Consider the following 17,458-nt stretch of genomic DNA (forward strand, 5'->3'; position numbering starts at 1 on the left):
CCCTACTCGCCAGTAGGCTACGCCTATGACCGACAGGTACGCGAGCTTCGTCCAATCCGGGGCCGGCCGCGCGCTGGTCAAGCGCCTCGGGCTGCCCGACCCGCCGCGACTGCGCCGGCACACGCCGGGCGACCCGCTCGTTCCCGGCCCGGTCCTGCTCGGCTCGGCGGCCGGCGGCCGGCTCGCCGAGCCGGTGGGCAAGATCCTGGCCGCGGCCGGGGTCGAGCTGGCCGATCCGGCCGCCGCCGGCGCCACCTCGCGCTTCGCCGCCCTGGTGTACGACGCCACCGGCATCACCGACTCCACCGGACTGCGCCAGCTCTACGACTTCTTCCACCCGCCGGCCCGGGCGCTGCTGACCAGCGGCCGGGTGATCGTGCTGGGCACCCCACCGGCCGAAGGCGGTTCGCCCCGTGAGGCGACCGCGCAGCGCGCCCTGGAGGGGCTGACCCGCAGCGTCGGCAAGGAGTTCGGCCGGGGGGTCACCGCCCAGCTGGTGTACGTCACACCGGACGGTGATGCCGGCACCCCGGTCAGCCTGGAGGCCTCGCTGCGCTTCCTGCTGTCCGGACGGTCCGCGTACGTGTCGGGGCAGGTGATCCGGGTCGGTGCCGGCACCGCCACCGCGCCGGCCGACTGGGACCGGCCCCTGGACGGGCAGGTCGTCCTGGTCACCGGGGCTGCGCGGGGCATCGGCGCCGCCCTCGCCCGGGTGCTCGCCCGGGACGGCGCCCAGGTCGTGACGCTGGACGTGCCCGCCGCCGGGGACGCGCTGGCGGCGGTCACCAACGAGATCGGCGCCAGCGCGGTGCAGCTCGACCTGACCGCGCCGGACGCACCGACCCGGCTGGCCGAGCATCTGGCCTCCCGGCACGGCCGGGTCGACGTGGTGGTGCACAACGCCGGCATCACCCGGGACAGGACCCTCGGCCGGATGGACGCGGACCGCTGGGACTCGGTCATCGACGTGAACCTCTCCAGCCAGGAGCGGATCAACGACGTGCTGCTGGAGCGCGACCTGATCCCGGCCGGCGGGAGGATCGTCTCGGTCTCCTCGATCGCCGGCATCGCCGGCAACCGGGGGCAGACCAACTACGCGACCAGCAAGGCCGGGGTGATCGGCCTGGTCGACTCGCTCGCCCCGGTGCTGCGCCACCGCGGCATCAGCCTCAACGCCGTCGCGCCCGGATTCATCGAGACCCGGCTGACCGCCCGGATGCCGCTCATGCTGCGCGAGGCGGGCCGGCGGATGAACAGCATGGCCCAGGGCGGCCTGCCGGTGGACGTGGCCGAGACGATCGGTTGGCTGGCCTGGCCGGCCAGCGGCGCGGTCAGCGGCAACCTGATCCGGGTCTGCGGCCAGAGCCTGCTGGGCGCGTGATGGCACGGCGGAGGCAGCGGCGGGCGACGGAGCCGGCCGACGAGCTGTCGGTGCACGAGCTGATCGAGGGTCCGACCCAGGATCTCACCGCAGCCCGGGACGCGATCGCGGCGGCGGGCGACGGCCCGGGACCAGCCGCCGACGAGACGCAGGACCTGTCCGGCTCGGCCGCGGCGGTCACCAGGGACCTGTCGGCGGTCGCCGGGGCGGCCGTCCGGCCGGCGACCGGCGGCGCCGAGGGACGGGTCCGGATCGACCTGCCCCGGATGCCGGCGACCGGTGCGCTCTACCGGCGCGCCCTGCTCAGGGCGCTGCCGGGGCTGGGCGGGCGACGCGGCCTGGACGTGCCCGAGGTGGAGCTGGGCGTCACCGGTGTCAGCGTGGACCGGGCGCACCTGGCCGACTACGACCGGGTCTGCGGGTTCCGCCTCGCCGACCGGCTGCCGGCGACGTACCTGCACGTGCTGGGCTTTCCGCTGGCGTTGCGGCTGATGACCGCGGCGGAGTTCCCCATCCCGCTGGCCGGGGTGGTGCACGTGGCGAACCGGATCACCGTGCACCGGCTGGTCGAGGCCGGCGAGACCCTGGACTTCCGCACGTACGCCGAGAACCTGCGCCCGCACGAGCGGGGCCGGCAGCTCGACGTGGTGCTGGTCGGCTCGGTCCGCGGCGAGGAGGTCTGGCGGGGCGTCTCGACGTACCTGGAAAAGGACCGGCAGGCGGGCGGCGGCCCGCGGCCCGATCGGGGTGACCGCCCGGCCCCGCCGGCCGCCTCGGCGCACTGGCGGGTGACCCCCCGGGTGGGCATCGACTACGCCCGGGTCTCCGGCGACCGCAACCCGATCCACACCTCGAGGCTCGGGGCACGCCTGTTCGGCTTCCGGCGTCCGATCGCGCACGGCATGTGGAGCAAGGCGCGCTGCCTGGCCGCGCTGGAGGGCCGGCTGCCGGAGGCGTACACGGTGGAGGTGGCGTTCAAGCTGCCGGTGCCGTTGCCGTCCACGGTGGCCTTCAGCGCCACTTCCACCGCTGGGACCTGGGACTTCGCCCTGCACGACGGGCGGACCGGCCGGCCGCAGCTGGTGGGCACCGTCCGCTGAGGAGAGAGGGGGCTTCCCGTTCCCTCTCTCGTGCGCTAGGTTGTTCTCAGGTTGAGTTGTTCTCAGAGTGAGAGAGATGCCGTGAACGAGCAGGACTTCCTCGCCGCGTACGACCCCCGGGACTACCCGGCGGTGGCGGTCACCGTCGACGTGATGGCGCTGACCATTCGCGACGGCGCGCTGCACCTGCTGCTGATCCGCCGGGGCGCGCCGCCGTACGAGGGCCACTGGGCGCTGCCCGGCGGTTTCGTCCGCCCCGACGAGGACCTGGCCGCCGGGGCCCGGCGGGAGTTGGCCGAGGAGACCGGGCTCGGCGGCGAACGGCTGCGCCGCGTCCACCTGGAACAGCTCGCCAGCTACGGCACTCCCGACCGCGACCCCCGGATGCGGGTCGTCTCGATCGCCCACCTGGCCTTCGCCCCCGACCTGCCCGACCCGGCCGCCGGCACCGACGCCGACGACGCGGTCTGGCTGCCGGTGGCCGCGCTGACCAGCCGGCAGCTCGCCTTCGACCACGCCCGGATCATCGACGACGGCCTGGAGCGGGCCCGGTCCAAGCTGGAGTACACCCCGCTGGCCACCCGCTTCCTCGAGCCCGAGTTCACCATCACCGAGCTGCGGGCCGTCTACGAGACGGTCTGGGGGCACCCGCTGCACGCCGCCAACTTCCACCGCAAGGTGCTCTCCGTGCCGGGCTTCGTGGAGAGCACCGGCGCCAGCACCGAGCGTGGCGGCGCCCGGGGCGGTCCCCGGGCCAGGCTCTACCGCGCCGGCGACGCCCGGCTGCTGCACCCGGCGCTGCTGCGTCCCGCCCGGGAGGAGACGGTGCGGTGAGGACCGAGGAGGCGATCCGCCTGGACGAGGTGCTGGAGCGGCTGTACCGGTCCCGCACCTTCCGACCCTTCACCCTCAACCCGTAGGGAGGCTGCCATGGGCAGCGGAATCTGGTCCACCGACGTGTACGACGCCGCCGACCGCTACCGCCGGGCCACCGGCGCGAGCGCCTTCTCCTACAGCGACCGCGGGGCGCGCACCGTGCACCCCGCGCTCGACCCGCGCGACGCGGTCCGGGAGAGCCGCGACTCCGAGGAGCACCCGCAGTCGACGCCCATCGCCGTGCTCTTCGACGTGACCGGCTCGATGGGCCACGTGCCCCGGGTGCTGCAGACCAAGCTGCCCAAGCTGCTCGGCCTGCTGCTGCGGCAGGGATACGCCCGCGACCCACAGATCATGTTCGGCGCCATCGGCGACGCCACCTGCGACCGGGTGCCGTTGCAGATCGGGCAGTTCGAGTCCGACAACCGGATGGACGACGACCTGGGCCGGATCGTGCTGGAGGGCGGCGGTGGTGGCCAGATGACCGAGTCGTACGAACTGGCCATGTACTTCATGGCCCGGCACACGGTCACCAACTGCTGGTCCAGGCGGGGGCGGCGCGGCTACCTGTTCATCATCGGCGACGAGTTGGCGTACCCGCGGGTGAAGGCCCGTGAGGTGGGCCGGCTGATCGGGAACGACCTGCGCGAGGACCTGCCGGTGCGGCAGATCGTCGACGAGGTGACCCGCCGCTGGGACACCTACTACCTGCTCCCGGCCGGCAGCGCGTACGCCGGCAGCCGGAAGGTGCTCGAGTTCTGGCGCGGCCTGCTCGGGCAGAACGCCGTCGAGCTGGACGACCTGGGTGCGGTCTGCGAGGCCATCGCGCTCACCGTCGGCCTCGGCGAGCAGGCCATCGACCTGGACGAGGGGCTGCGCGACCTGGACCGGACCGGCTCGACGGCCACCCGTACGGTCTCCCGGGCGCTGGCCCGGCTGGACCGGGGCGGGCCGAGGTGACCACCCTGCCGGCGCGCGGGACCGCCGGCCCTGGAGTGACCCGGTGGTGAAACACGTGATGGTGGTCGACCTCGGCTACGGCGACGCCGGCAGGGGCACCGTCGTCGACTGGCTCTGCGCGAGCCGGCCGGTGCACACGGTGGTCCGGTTCAACGGGGGCGCGCAGGCGGCGCACAACGTCGTGCTGCGCGACGGACGACACCACACGTTCGCGCAGTTCGGCGCCGGGGCATTCCGCCCCGGGGTCCGTACGCACCTGTCGCGGCACGTGGTGGTGGACCCGCTGGCGCTGGCCGCCGAGGCCGACCACCTCACGGCGGTGGGAGTGCCCGACGCCCTCGACCGGCTGACCGTGGAGGGCGAGGCGCTGCTGGCCACGCCGTACCACCGGGCCGCGAACCGGGCCCGGGAGATCGCCCGGGGAGCCGACCGGCACGGCTCCTGCGGGCTGGGGGTGGGTGAGGCGGTCGCGTACGGCCTCACCCACCCCGACGAGGCGCCCCGGGTGGCGGACTGCCGCCACCCGGCGGTGCTGCGCCGCCTGCTCACCGCGCTGCGGGACCGGCTCACCGCCGAGCTGGGCACACTGGACGCCCCGCCCGTCGAGGACTGCCTGCCCGCGTACGCCGCCTTCGCCGACCGGGTGGCGATCGTGGACCGGGGCCACCTGGCCGGGGTGCTGCGGGCCGGGACCTGCGTCTTCGAGGGGGCGCAGGGGGTGCTGCTGGACGAGTGGCACGGCTTCCACCCATACACGACGTGGAGCACGACCACCTTCGCCAACGCCGACGCGCTGCTCGCCGAGGCGGGCCTGGCGGGCACCGCCCGGCGGCTCGGCGTGCTGCGGGTGACGACCACCCGGCACGGGCCCGGGCCGCTGGTCACCGAGGATCGGGCGTTGCCGTTCACCGACCCGCACAACCCGACGAACCCCTGGCAGGGCCGGTTCCGGTTCGGCCACCTCGACGCCGTCGCCCACCGGTACGCCCTCGACGTGGTCGGCGGGGTGGACGGGCTGGCGCTGACCCACCTCGACCTGGCCGGGCCGGAGCTGCGGATCTGCCGCCGCTACGACACCCTCGACCGGCTCACCCCCGGCCCGGCCGGCGACCTGGACCGGCAGGCCGCACTCACCGCCCGCCTGCTGGCGGCCCGCCCGGTGTACGACGACCCGCCCGCCGACTGGCCGACGGCGGTGGCCGACGCCCTGGACACCCCGGTCGTGCTCACCTCGCGCGATCGGACCGCCGAGGACAAGACACCGGCGGGCTGGCTGGCCTCGCCCGGATCGCGTACGTGGCTGGCCGACGAGGGCCAGCGCGGCGCGGCGGCGGTGCCGCCCAGGTAGGCGCGCAGCCCTTCGGCGTCGTGCGGGAGGCCGTAGCCGGGTCCGAGCGGATCAGCCGCCCGGCGGCTGCCAGGTGGTGCCGCGGAGCAGCTGGTCGGCGCCGAGCCAGGCGACGTTCATCATCCGGGTGGCGGTCTTCTCCGGATCCGCCTCCGGGTGGTCGGCGAGCCAGTCGGCCAGCGACTCGCTCGCGCCGACCAGGGCGTACGCGACCACCTCCAGGTCGGTGGCGCCGACCTCGCGCCCCCGGGCTCGCAGCGCGTGGTCGAGCATCCCGGCGACGACCTCGACCAGCCGGCCGCGCATGGCGGCCAACTCGGCGGCGAACGGCTGGGAGCCGCGGGCCTGCCGGTAGAGCACCGCCCAGCCGTCCCGGTGCGCCCCGACGAAGCCGAAGAAGGCGCGCAGCCCGCGCCAGAGCCGTTCGTCGGCGGGCAGGTCGGGGGCGGCCGCCCCGGCGATGGCCTCCATCATCCGGGTGCCCTCGCGATGCAGGCAGGCGACGAAGAGCTCTTCCTTCGTCCCCAGGTACGCGTAGACCATCGGCTTGGAGATGCCGGCGTCGTCGGCGATCTCGTCCATGCTGGCCGCGTGGAACCCCCGGCGGGAGAAGACCTTGACCGCCGAGTCGAGCATCTGCTGTTCCCGTACGGCCCGGGGCAGGCGCTTGAAGGTCGGAGTGCCGGACACCTTGCCAGCATACCTACTCATGCGTAAGGTTACGCCAGAGTAACCAAAGTCGGCCCGCTCCGAGAGGTGCATTCCCCATGACTGGCTTCGACCCGGCCAACTTCGCGAACCTCAGTCCGAAGGAGTTCGCGCAGCTGGTCAAGTCCACGTCCGACGACAAGCTCGCCGACGTCATGTCCGGTGACCTGCGCGGCAAGATCCTGGGCGAGGTCTTCGACCGGATGCCGTCGCTGTTCCGGGCCGACCGCGCGGGCGCCACCAACGCGGTCATCCACTGGAGCATCACCGGGCGCCCCGACGGCGGCACCGACACCTACGAGATCGTCATCGAGAACGGCACCTGCACCGTCTCGGACAGCCCGTCGCGGGAACCGAAGCTCAGCCTCACCATGGGTCCGGTCGAGTTCCTGAAGATCATCTCGGGTGGCGGCAACCCGGTCATGATGTTCATGACCGGCAAGCTGAAGGCCAAGGGCGACCTGGGCCTCGCCGCCAACATCGCCAACCTCTTCGACATCCCCAAGGCCTGAGATGGCCGAGTTCTCGCTCGACCTGAACGAGGAACAGCGGGATCTGCGCGACTGGGTGCACGGCTTCGCCGCCGAGGTCGTGCGCCCGGCCGCGGCCGAGTGGGACGCCCGCGAGGAGACCCCCTGGCCGATCGTCCAGGAGGCGGCGAAGGTCGGCCTGTACGGCTTCGAGTTCCTCGCCACCTGCTGGGCCGACCCCACCGGCCTCTCCATGCCGATCGCCAGCGAGGAGCTGTTCTGGGGCGACGCCGGCATCGGCCTGAGCATCTTCGGCACCTCGCTGGCCGTCGCCGCCATCTACGGCGCCGGCACCCCCGACCAGCTCGTCGAATGGGTGCCGCAGTGCTTCGGCGACGTCGACCGGCCCGCGGTCGCCGCGTTCTGCAGCACAGAGCCGGAGGCCGGCTCCGACGTCGGGGCCATGCGCACCCGCGCGGTCTACGACGAGGCCGCGGACGAGTGGGTGCTGCGCGGGCAGAAGGCGTACGCCACCAACGGCGGGATCGCCGGGGTGCACGTGGTCACCGCCTCGGTCGAGCCGGAGCTGGGCTCGCGGGGGCAGGCGGCGTTCGTCGTACCGCCGGGCACGCCGGGGCTCAGCGCCACCCGCAAGCTGCGCAAGCTCGGGCTGCGCGCGTCCCACACCGCCGACGTCTTCCTCGACGACGTACGGGTGCCGGGGCGCTGCCTGCTCGGCGGGCGGGAGGCCCTGCGGGAACGGCTCGACCGGGCCCGCTCGGGGCGGCGTGCCTCCGGCCAGGCGGCGATGCGTACCTTCGAACTGACCCGCCCGACCGTCGGCGCGCAGGCGCTCGGCGTGGCCCGCGCCGCCTACGAGTACGCCCTGGACTACGCCCGGGACCGGGTCCAGTTCGGCCGCCCGATCATCGAGAACCAGGCGATCGCGTTCACGCTCGCCGACATGAAGATGGAGATCGACGCAGCCCGGCTGCTGGTCTGGCGGGCCGCCTGGATGGGCCGCAACAACCGGCCGTTCCACGCGGGGGAGGGCTCGATGTCCAAGCTCAAGGCCGGCGAGGTGGCCGTCGCGGTCACCGAGAAGGCGGTCCAGATCCTCGGCGGTGCCGGATTCCTGCGCGACCACCCGGTCGAGCGCTGGTACCGGGACGCCAAGATCTACACCATCTTCGAAGGCACCTCCGAGATCCAGCGGCTGGTCATCTCCCGGGCCATCTCCGGGACGCAGATCCGCTGACCGTCGGCTCCCGGCGCGAACCACGATCGAGAGGACACGCACGACGAGGAAGGAGGGGCCGACTTGGACCTGCCGTTCCTCGTCGCCACGTTGACCCGGCGCGGACTGCTCAACCCGGGCCGTCCGATCCGGGTCGCCTCCCAACTCGGCGCGCTGCGAAAGTGGGGCTGGAGCCTCGCCGGTGAGCTGCGCCAGGCCGCTGCCCGCGACCCGGGGCGAATCGCGGTGGTCGACGAGCACGGCGCCACGCTGACGTACCAGGAACTGCTGGACCGGGCGGAACGCCTGGCCCGGTCGATGCGGGCCGGGCTCGGGGTCCGGGCCGGCGACGGGGTGGGCATCCTCTGCCGCAACCACCACGGGCTGATCGAGGCGACCGTCGCGGCGATGCTGCTCGGCGCGGATGCCGTCCTGGTCAACACCGGTCTCTCCCCGGCGCAGCTCGCCTCCGTGGCCGAGGAGCAGGCGCTGCGGGTCCTGGTGCACGACGCCGAGTTCGCCGAGCGGATCCTCGGCCTCCCCGCCGAGGTGCACCGGGTCGACGAGCGGGGCCGGGAGGAGCTGATCGCCGGCGCCCTGCCCGGGGACCGGCTCCAGCCCCCGGTGCGGGACGGCCGGACCATCGTCCTCACCTCCGGCACCACCGGGACGCCCAAGGGCGCCCGCCGGCCCACGCCGAACGGCTTCGGCCCGCTGGTCTCCATCATCGACCGGATCCCGCTGCACGCCCGGGACACCGTGATGATCGCCGCGCCGCTCTTCCACACCTGGGGGTACGCCGCCCTCCAGGTGTCCTTCGCGCTGCGCTCCACCGTCGTGCTGCACCGCCGCTTCGACCCGGCCGCCACGCTGGCCGCCCTGGCGGGGCAGCCCTGCGACGCGCTCTTCGCCGTACCGGTGATGCTGCAACGACTGATGGAGGTGCCGGCGCCGGACCCCCGGCCGCCGCTGAAGGTGGTCGCGGTCAGCGGCTCCGCGCTGCCCGGCGGGCTGGCCACCGCGTTCATGGACGGCTACGGGGACGTCCTCTACAACCTGTACGGCTCGACCGAGGTCTCCTGGGCCTCCATCGCCGGCCCGGCCGACCTGCGTCTGGCGCCCACCACCGCCGGCCGCCCGCCGCACGGCACCCGGCTGGAGATCCTGGACGAGGCCGGCGCGCCGGTCCGTGACGGCCAGGTCGGGCGGATCTTCGTAGGCAACGAGATGCTCTTCGAGGGGTACACCTCGGGGGCCGGCCGGGAAAGCCGCGACGGCCTGCTGGACACCGGCGACCTGGGCCGGATCGACCCCGAGGGCCTGCTCTTCGTCGACGGGCGTGCCGACGACATGATCGTCTCCGGTGGCGAGAACGTCTTTCCCTCAGAAGTGGAGGACCTGGTCTCCCGGCTGCCCCAGGTCCGCGAGGTCGCGGTGATCGGCGTTCCGGACGTGGAGTACGGCCAGCGGCTCGCCGCGTTCCTGGCCCTGCACCCGGGCGAGACGCTCGACCCGGAGGCCGTCCGCGAGTACGTACGCCACTACCTGGCCCGCTTCTCGGTGCCCCGGGACGTGGTCTTCGTGAAGTACCTCCCCCGCAACGCCACCGGCAAGGTGCTCAGCCGCGAACTGCGTCGTTACTACGACTGAACGGCCGAGCACAGGGGACGGACGGGCCGGGTTCCCCGGTGGTACTTTCTCCTGCGCAGGCCGCCTCGGCAGGCGCGTTCACTCGTCCGGGAGCTGCTCGAATGGTCCGACTTCGCCGGCGCTTGGCCCTCGGCCTCATCCTCGGCGGCGCCTCCGCCACCGCGTTCGGCTGCAGCGAGTCCGGCACCGGCCAGCGCCGCTCCGGCACGCTCGTCCGCCGCCAGCCGCCGCCGGTCCCGGCCGAGAACCTCACGCCAGGCAAGCCCTGGTGGTCGCCGGACGAAACCTGGAACGCCGACGACCTGCAACGGCAGATCCAGGGATACGCGTCGGCGACCAGCGTCGCCCCCGGCGAGTCCGTCGACTTCCACGTCGCCGTCAACCTCGCCGGCCGGTTCCAGATCACCATCCACCGGCTCGGCTGGTACGGCGGCGTCGGAGCGCGCACCATGCTGACCAGCCCGAAGCTCGACGGGATGCCGCAGCCGGTGCCGCCCGCCGACCCGAGGACCGGAGCGATCGCCTGCCGCTGGCCGGTGTCCTGGACGCTCCGGGTGCCCAACGACTGGGCCTCCGGCCTCTACCAGGCGGTCTTCACCTCGGCCGCCGGCTGGCGTTCCTGCACCCCGTTCGTCGTCCGCGACGACCGGCGGGCCGCCGCGCTCTGCGTCGTCCTGCCGGTGACCACCTGGCAGGCGTACAACCAGTGGCCGCAGGATCGGCGGACCGGCAAGAGCCTCTACAACGGGTACGCGACCACCGGGATGCGGGACACCTCGCTGCGGGCGCGAGAGGTCTCGTTCGACCGCCCGTACTCCCGCTCGGGCCAGCCCAGTCACTTCAGCCGGGACTACGACGCGATCCAGTGGTTGGAACGCAACAACTACGACGTCAGCTACGCGACCGACTTCGACCTGCACTCGGGACGGCTCGACCCGAGCCGGCACCGAGGGCTGGTGTTCTGCGGGCACGACGAGTACTGGTCGCGCGAGATGCGTCGAGCGGCGGAGACAGCGCTGGCGGGCGGCACCAGCCTCGCCTTCTTCGGCGCGAACAGCGTCTACTGGCGCATCCGGGTCCGCCCGTCCGACGACGGCCGGCCCGAGCGGGTGGTCGCCTGCGCGAAGACCGCAGAAGACCCGGACGACGACGGGGCCGGCCCGACCGTGACCTGGCGCCGCGCCGGGGCGCCCGAGCAGGCGATGATCGGGGTGCAGTACAACGGCATCGTGCAGACCCCGAAGCCGCTGGTCGTGCAGTCGGCGGACCACTGGGTCTGGGCGGGCACCAAAGTGGCCGACGGCGACCGGATCCCAGGCGTCGTGGCCGGCGAGGCGGACGGCCTCAACCGCGGGGTCGCCCGGCACACCGGAATCGCCGGGACGGTGCTCAGCGCGTCGCCCTACCTGGCGAAGCAGGGCGGAACCCGGGTGCAGAACAGCCACGTGTACGAGACGCCGCAGGGCGCGGTGGTCTTCGCCACCGGCACCCTCGGCTGGACCATGGCGTTGAACCGGCGCAGACACCGGGACGAGCGGATCGAACGGGCCACGTCGAACGTCCTCGACCGCATGATCCGCGGTCGGACGCCCTCCGCCGGACCGACCCAGGCCTGACCGACCGTTCAGGCGGGGACGGTGATCCGGCCCGCCGCCGCCGCGGCGGCGATGTCGGTGCGATGGTGCGAGCCGTCCAGCTCGATGCCGCGCACCAGGGCGTAGGCGGCGTCCCGTGCGGCGGCCAGATCCGGTCCGGTGGCCGTACCGCAGAGGACCCGGCCCCCGGCGGAGCGCAGGCTGCCGTCGGCGTCCCGACGGGTGCCGGCGTGGATGACCCCGGCTCGGTCCGCCCCGGTGATCACGTCGCCGGTACGCGGCGTCCCCGGGTAGCCCTCGGCCGCCACCACGACGGTTACCGCGGCCCCGGCCCGCCAGCGCAGCGGCGGATGTTCCGCCAGCGTGCCGGTGGCGGCGGCGTGCAGCAGCCCGGCGAGCGGCGTCTCCAGCAGCGCGAGGACGACCTGGGTCTCCGGATCGCCGAAGCGGGCGTTGAACTCGATCACCCGGGGACCGGCGGCGGTGATCGCCAGGCCGACGTAGAGCAGGCCGGCGAAGGGCGTACCCCGGCGGCGCATCTCGGCCAGCGTCGGGTGCACGACGTCGCGCATCACCTCGTCGACCAGGCCCGGCGGCGCCCACGACAGCGGCGCGTACGCCCCCATACCGCCGGTGTTCGGGCCGGTGTCGCCGTCGCCGGCCCGCTTGAAGTCCTGCGCGGGCAGCAGCGGCAGGGCCGCCTCCCCGTCGGTGACCACGAACAGGGACACCTCGGGTCCGGCCAGGTACTCCTCGATCACCACCCGGCCGCACTCGCCGGCGTGCTCCTCGGCCCGGGCCCGGTCGTCGGTGACGACGACGCCCTTTCCGGCGGCCAGCCCGTCGTTCTTCACCACGTACGGCGGCCCGAACTCGTCCAGCGCCCGGCCGACGCCCTCGTCATCCGTGCAGGTGTACGCGCGGGCGGTGGGCACGCCGGCCGCCGTCATCACGTCCTTGGCGAACGTCTTGGAACCCTCCAGCCGGGCGGCCTCGGCGGACGGGCCGAACGCGGGGATGCCCTTGGCGCGTACCGCGTCGGCGACCCCGGCCACCAGCGGCGCCTCCGGCCCGATCACCACCAGGTCGGCCGTCACCTCGACAGCGAGCGCGGCGACGGCAGCCGGGTCGGTCGCGTTCACCTCCCGCAGCTCCGCCACCGCCGCGATGCCGGGATTGCCCGGTGCCGCGAACAGCACCTCGACGGACGGATCGCCGGCCAGCCCGAGCGCGAGCGCGTGCTCGCGACCTCCACCACCCACAAGAAGAACCCGCACGACCCCGCATCCTACTGATCGCGCCACCCCGGTCAGTTGATCAAGATGTCCGCGTCTCATTTCCGGCCTCCGGACGGCCGGAATCTCTTGATCAATGCGCCTCGGGCGAAAGGGGTCAGGGGAGGAGGGGGTGGCGGAGGACGTTCTCCTCGCGGCCGGGGCCCACACCCACCACGCTGACGCGGGTGCCGGTGAGTTCCTCGATCCTCGCGATGTAGCGTCTCGCGTTCTCCGGGAGCTCTTCCTCGGTGCGGGCCTTGGTGATGTCCTCCCACCAGCCGTCCAGCTCTTCGTAGATCGGCGTGGCGTGGTGGAAGTCGGTCTGCGTCATCGGCATGTCGTCGAAGCGCTCGCCGTTGATCTCGTACCCGACACAGATCGGCACCTTCGACATGCCGGTGAGCACGTCCAGCTTGGTGATGACCAGGTCGGTGACGCCGTTGAGGCGGCAGGCGTACCGGGCGACGACGGCATCGAACCAGCCGCAGCGGCGCTCCCGGCCGGTGGTGGTGCCGTACTCGTGGCCGACCTTGCGCAGGTGCTGGCCGTTGTCGTCGAACAGCTCGGTCGGGAACGGACCCGAGCCGACCCGGGTGGTGTACGCCTTGCTCACCGCGATGACCCTGGTGATCGCGGTCGGGGGGATGCCCGCGCCCACGCACGCCCCACCCGCCGTCGGATTCGACGAGGTGACGAACGGGTACGTGCCGTGGTCCATGTCGAGCATGGTGGCCTGGGCACCCTCCAGCAGCACCGTCTCGCCGCGGTCCAGGGCATCCCAGAGCATCGCCCGGGTCTCCGCGATGTAGGGCCTGAGCCGCTCCGCGTATCCCAGGTATTCCTCGATCGTCGCGTCGACGTCGATCGCCTTGCGGTTGTAGACCTTGAACAGCACCTGGTTCTTCTCGCGGAGCGCCAGCTCCAGCTTCTTGCGCAGGATGCCGGGGTCGAGCAGGTCCTGGAGCCGGATGCCCATCCGGGCGACCTTGTCGCCGTACGCGGGGCCGATGCCCCGGCCGGTGGTGCCGATCCGGGACGAGCCGAGGTATCGCTCGACCACCCGGTCCAGCGCCCGGTGGTGCGGCATGATCAGGTGCGCGTCGCCCGAGATCCGCAGCCGGGAGACGTCCACGCCCCGCTCGGCGAGCCCGTCGATCTCCTCCAGCAGCACCTTGGGGTCGACCACCACGCCGTTGCCGATGACGATCATCGCGCTCGGCGAGAGCGCGCCGGACGGCATGAGGTGCAGCGCGTACTTCTGGCCGTCCGGGGTGATGACGGTGTGACCGGCGTTGTTGCCGCCGGAATAGCGCACGACGTAGTCGACCCGCCCACCGAGCAGGTCGGTAACCTTGCCCTTGCCCTCGTCGCCCCACTGAGCGCCGATGAGCACGATCGCTGGCATCTCTTCCGCCTCCAGAAGGCTCGGGTGCCAGGTGGCGACCGGTCAGCGAGCCCGGGGTGTCAGGCTAACAAGTAGTGACGACGGAACCGGCAGGGGTTCGTCGAGAAGCGGGAGGCTCCTTCGTGTACGACGTGGTGCTGCTCACCCTCGGCTCGGAGCGGGACGCTCCCGGTGGAGGCTGCGGCAGCGGTGGAGCCTGCTGCGGTGGCACCGAAGCCACCGACGCCAAGCCCGAGGAGCGCTGCGAGACGCCGCGGGTGCCGGTGCTGGCCTGTGCGGACGCGCTGACCGCCCGAGGCGCCCGGGTGGAGACGGTCACCGCCCGCTCGGACGCGGAGATCGACGAGGTACTGGCCCGCCTCGACGGGCCGCCACGCCCCGACGGCCTCACCTGGCCGGACCCGGACACGAAGACCCGCCTGGTGGTCGCCACGGCCAGTGACGGGCAGTTGCGCGCCGTCCTGCGCCGGCTGGTCCGCCGGTACGCCCCGCCGCCCAGCCGCCGCCCCGCCGACCTGCCCGACAACCGGACCGTTCCCGACCTGCCGCCGGTCGGCGTGCTCCCGCTCGACCCGGCCGGCAGCGGGGCGGCGCGGGACCTGGCCGCGCAGCTCGGGCTGCCCCGCGACCCGGCGGCGGTGGCCGCCGCGGTGCTGGACGGCACGGCCCGCCGGCTCGACCTGCTGCGCAACGACGGCGGGTCGGTGACCCTGGACGGCGCCCTGCTCGGCGCGGCCGACGAGGCGGGCCGGCCGCTGCACTGGCGGGCCCGGGTCGAGGTCGACGGCGCGCTCCTCTCCCAGGGCGAGGACCCGATCATGGCGTGCGCGATCGGCAACGCCGGCGGGTACGCGCGCCTGGACGACGTGGCCCTGCTGGCCGACCCGGACCCAACCGACGGCCGGGTCGAGGTGGCGATCGCCGTGCCCGTCGTCACCCGGTCCCTGCTGGGCAGGAAGCGGGTACGACTCGAGGTGCGCCGGGCCCGGGGACGGGCGGTGGCGGTGGTGCCACGCGACGAGAAGGTGCCCTTCCTCGACGACGGTGTCGAAGGCGAGCTGAGCCGGAAGCGGTCCTGGTGGACCGAGTCGGGTGCCTGGGCGGTCTGGACAGCCTGACCTCCGTCGATCCCGGTCGGGCCACCCGGCGCACCGGACGGCCTATCCTCGACGGGAGGAATGGGGAGGAACCGTGGTGCACGAGAACGCCGACCGGGCCCACGGCCCGGGCCAGCCGCAGGTGCCCGAGCGGGACATCGAACCGCCCTGGCCGCCGGATCCGCCCGACCCGGCCGCCCGGTCGGCCCCGGACGGCGGGAGCGCGGGACCGGCCCCGGACGAGATGCGGCCGGGCACCGGCGGCGGAGTGCCCGCACCCCGCGCGGCACGGCCCCCGGTCGACCTGGACCTCCCGTTCACCCTCGACCAACCGGCGGCCGGCCCCTTCCCCACGACGCCGCCGGCAGTGGAACCGGGCGACGCGGTGGGCTCCCATCCGGCGACGACCGCGGGCCAGGACGGCGAGACGGGTGCCGACCCGGCGGTTGGCACCGGGGCGGGTGCCGGGTCCTCGAACGGGTCCGGCCGGGCCGAGTCGCCCTGGGCCCAGCCGCCGCAGCGGTCGGCCGCCGCGGTGACCGAGCCGCCCGGAGACGCCCTCCCCGACGGCGCGACGCCCGCCCCGGCCGGGACGCCGACCGCCGGCGGACCGCAGCAGGGCGGCGCGCCGCCGCGGCTCGGGCCGTTCCCGCCCTCGCCGGGCGTGCCGCTCCAGCAGCCGCCGTACCCGCCGGGACCGGTCGGATACGGACAGCCGGCCACGTCGGCTCACCCGCCGCCGCAGGCCGGCGGACCCGCCCCGCCGCCGGGCTGGTACCCGCCGGGCTGGCCTCGGCCCGGTGCCCCCGCGCCGCAGCAGCCCGGCCCGCCCTCGCCGCAGCAGCAGCCGAACCCCGCCGCGTACCCGGAGCGGGCCTGGACCCCGGAGAGCGGGGCACCTCCGACGGCCGAGGACTTCGCCCGCCGCCGCCAGGCCAGGCCGGCCGACCCGACGGCCACCATGGGGGTCCGGGCGGTGGTGAACCGGATCGGCCTGGTCCGGCTCCCGCCCGGGCGGCACGAGCAGGAACTGAAGCGCGACATCGAGATGGTCCGGCGCAACTTCGGCGGGCTGCGCCAGGTGACCGTGGTCAACCCGAAGGGCGGCGCGGGCAAGACCGTCGCCATCCTGCTGCTCGCGATGACCTTCGGGCAGAAGCGCGGCGGGTACGTGCTGGCCTGGGACAACAACGAGACCCAGGGCACCCTGGGCATGCGGGCCCAGCAGGACTTCCACTCGCGTACGGTCCGGGACATGCTGCGCGACCTCGGGCAGTTCCAGGGTCCGCACGGCCGGGTCGGCGACCTGTCGCAGTACGTCCGCTCGCAGGGCGAGGGGATGTTCGACGTACTCGCCTCCGACGAGTCGGCGACCGGTGGGGAGATGCTCACCGCCGCCGCGTTCGCCGAGATCCGTGACGTGGTCAGCCGCTTCTACAAGCTGATCTTCGTGGACACCGGGAACAATGTCCGAGCGCAGAACTGGCAGGCCGCGATGGACGCCACCGACCAGCTCGTGGTCACCATGTCGGCCCGGAACGACTCGGCGGAGACCGCCGCCCGGATGCTCGACCACCTGGAGCAGAGCGGCCGGCAGCGACTGGTCCGGCAGGCGGTGACGGTGGTGTCGATGCCGCCGTCGCGCAAGGAGATCGACCTTCCGGCGATCCAGCAGCACTTCGCGGCCCGGACCCGCGCGGTGCTGCTGGCGCCGTACGAGCGGCTCATCGACACCGGCGAGCCGATCCGGTACGGCCAGCTCTCCTCGGCCACCCGGGACGCCTGGCTGAAGATCGCCGCCGCGGTCGCCGAAGGTCTCTGACTCGGGCGTGACGGCCGGCCCGGCCTCGTGGTCGGACCGGCCGGCGACGCAGGTCAGCGACTGGCCAGGGCGTCCGCGGCGGCAGGGTCGCAGTCGCGGAGGAACTGGGCGCAGCGGGCCGCCTCGTCCGCCTCGCCGATCTCGCCCGCGGCCCGGGAGAGCACGTAGAGGCAGCGGAGGAAGCCCCGGTTGGGCTTGTGCGACCAGGGCACCGGGCCGTGCCCCTTCCAGCCGCTGCGGCGCAGCTGATCCAGGCCCCGGTGGTAGCCGGTACGCGCGTACGCGTAGGCCGGGACGACCTGGCCCGCGGCGAACGCCCGGGCGGCGAGCGCCCCCCAGGCCGCGCTGTGGCTCGGGAAGCGGGCCGCGGCATCGGCGTACGCCTCGTCCGTGTCCTGCTCGGCGGCGGCGGCCAGCGCGGCGTCGGCCTCCTCGTGCGCCGGCAGGAGGGTGGCCGGTGGCTCAGGCAACAGGTTCTGCATCGTCCCATTCAACCCGCTTCACCAGGGGGTACGCGAGGGGGTCCGGCGAG

15 protein-coding genes are annotated in these 17,458 nt (G+C 73.9%); 11 read left to right on the forward strand and 4 right to left on the reverse strand.

All coding sequences use genetic code 11. The features are described 5' to 3' along the window. Positions 1–25 precede the first annotated feature (25 nt). The 5 genes from ACNAVT_RS10435 (at position 26) to ACNAVT_RS10455 (ending at position 5,665) form a co-directional block, all read left to right on the forward strand. Positions 26–1,381, forward strand: coding sequence for a 3-oxoacyl-ACP reductase (locus tag ACNAVT_RS10435; protein ID WP_416295075.1), 1,356 nt, complete (start codon positions 26–28; stop codon positions 1,379–1,381). A 266-nt stretch (positions 1,382–1,647) separates the two neighbouring features. Then, positions 1,648–2,481: a MaoC/PaaZ C-terminal domain-containing protein gene (locus tag ACNAVT_RS10440; protein ID WP_416295201.1), complete on the forward strand. Its 834-nt coding sequence runs from the start codon at positions 1,648–1,650 to the stop codon at positions 2,479–2,481. A gap of 81 nt (positions 2,482–2,562) precedes the next feature. Further along, positions 2,563–3,315, forward strand: a complete 753-nt coding sequence (locus tag ACNAVT_RS10445; protein ID WP_416295077.1) for an NUDIX hydrolase — start codon at positions 2,563–2,565, stop codon at positions 3,313–3,315. A gap of 96 nt (positions 3,316–3,411) precedes the next feature. Then, positions 3,412–4,317, forward strand: a complete 906-nt coding sequence (locus ACNAVT_RS10450; RefSeq protein WP_416295078.1) for a hypothetical protein — start codon at positions 3,412–3,414, stop codon at positions 4,315–4,317. 46 nt (positions 4,318–4,363) lie between these two features. Continuing rightward, positions 4,364–5,665 (forward strand): adenylosuccinate synthetase, encoded by a 1,302-nt coding sequence (locus ACNAVT_RS10455; protein ID WP_416295202.1) that lies wholly within the window; start codon positions 4,364–4,366, stop codon positions 5,663–5,665. Between the two features lie 51 nt (positions 5,666–5,716). Here ACNAVT_RS10455 and ACNAVT_RS10460 read toward each other — a convergent pair whose 3' ends face one another. After that, a complete protein-coding gene (locus ACNAVT_RS10460) occupies positions 5,717–6,355 on the reverse strand; it encodes a TetR/AcrR family transcriptional regulator (RefSeq protein WP_416295080.1) in 639 nt (212 codons plus the stop codon). 77 nt (positions 6,356–6,432) lie between these two features. On the opposite strand from ACNAVT_RS10460, the gene ACNAVT_RS10465 reads away from it, so the two are divergent. The 4 genes from ACNAVT_RS10465 to ACNAVT_RS10480 all read left to right on the forward strand — a co-directional run bounded on the left by ACNAVT_RS10465 (position 6,433) and on the right by ACNAVT_RS10480 (position 11,346). Further along, a complete protein-coding gene (locus tag ACNAVT_RS10465) occupies positions 6,433–6,885 on the forward strand; it encodes an SCP2 sterol-binding domain-containing protein (protein WP_416295082.1) in 453 nt (150 codons plus the stop codon). 1 nt (position 6,886) lies between these two features. Beyond that, on the forward strand, positions 6,887–8,101 hold the full coding sequence (locus ACNAVT_RS10470) for an acyl-CoA dehydrogenase family protein (protein ID WP_416295084.1): 1,215 nt from the start codon (positions 6,887–6,889) through the stop codon (positions 8,099–8,101). A gap of 63 nt (positions 8,102–8,164) precedes the next feature. Continuing rightward, positions 8,165–9,730 carry an AMP-binding protein gene (locus ACNAVT_RS10475; protein WP_416295086.1) on the forward strand — a complete coding sequence of 522 codons (1,566 nt, stop codon included), beginning with the start codon at positions 8,165–8,167 and terminating at the stop codon, positions 9,728–9,730. 101 nt (positions 9,731–9,831) lie between these two features. Then, positions 9,832–11,346, forward strand: coding sequence for a N,N-dimethylformamidase beta subunit family domain-containing protein (locus tag ACNAVT_RS10480; protein WP_416295087.1), 1,515 nt, complete (start codon positions 9,832–9,834; stop codon positions 11,344–11,346). An 8-nt stretch (positions 11,347–11,354) separates the two neighbouring features. Here the strand turns inward: ACNAVT_RS10480 and purD are convergent, their stop codons facing one another. Continuing rightward, positions 11,355–12,602: a phosphoribosylamine--glycine ligase gene (gene purD / locus ACNAVT_RS10485; protein ID WP_416295089.1), complete on the reverse strand. Its 1,248-nt coding sequence runs from the start codon at positions 12,600–12,602 to the stop codon at positions 11,355–11,357. Between the two features lie 115 nt (positions 12,603–12,717). Next, entirely contained in the window at positions 12,718–14,007 is a 1,290-nt protein-coding gene (locus ACNAVT_RS10490) for an adenylosuccinate synthase (protein ID WP_416295091.1), read from the reverse strand. A 122-nt stretch (positions 14,008–14,129) separates the two neighbouring features. On the opposite strand from ACNAVT_RS10490, the gene ACNAVT_RS10495 reads away from it, so the two are divergent. Then, on the forward strand, positions 14,130–15,125 hold the full coding sequence (locus tag ACNAVT_RS10495; protein WP_416295092.1) for a hypothetical protein: 996 nt from the start codon (positions 14,130–14,132) through the stop codon (positions 15,123–15,125). A 73-nt stretch (positions 15,126–15,198) separates the two neighbouring features. Further along, a complete protein-coding gene (locus tag ACNAVT_RS10500) occupies positions 15,199–16,926 on the forward strand; it encodes a chromosome partitioning protein (RefSeq protein ID WP_416295094.1) in 1,728 nt (575 codons plus the stop codon). A gap of 53 nt (positions 16,927–16,979) precedes the next feature. Here the strand turns inward: ACNAVT_RS10500 and ACNAVT_RS10505 are convergent, their stop codons facing one another. Then, on the reverse strand, positions 16,980–17,408 hold the full coding sequence (locus tag ACNAVT_RS10505) for a DUF3151 domain-containing protein (protein WP_416295096.1): 429 nt from the start codon (positions 17,406–17,408) through the stop codon (positions 16,980–16,982). Positions 17,409–17,458: the final 50 nt, after the last annotated feature.

The sequence above is a fragment of the Micromonospora sp. SL4-19 genome (assembly GCF_047921475.1).
Taxonomy (GTDB): domain Bacteria; phylum Actinomycetota; class Actinomycetes; order Mycobacteriales; family Micromonosporaceae; genus Micromonospora.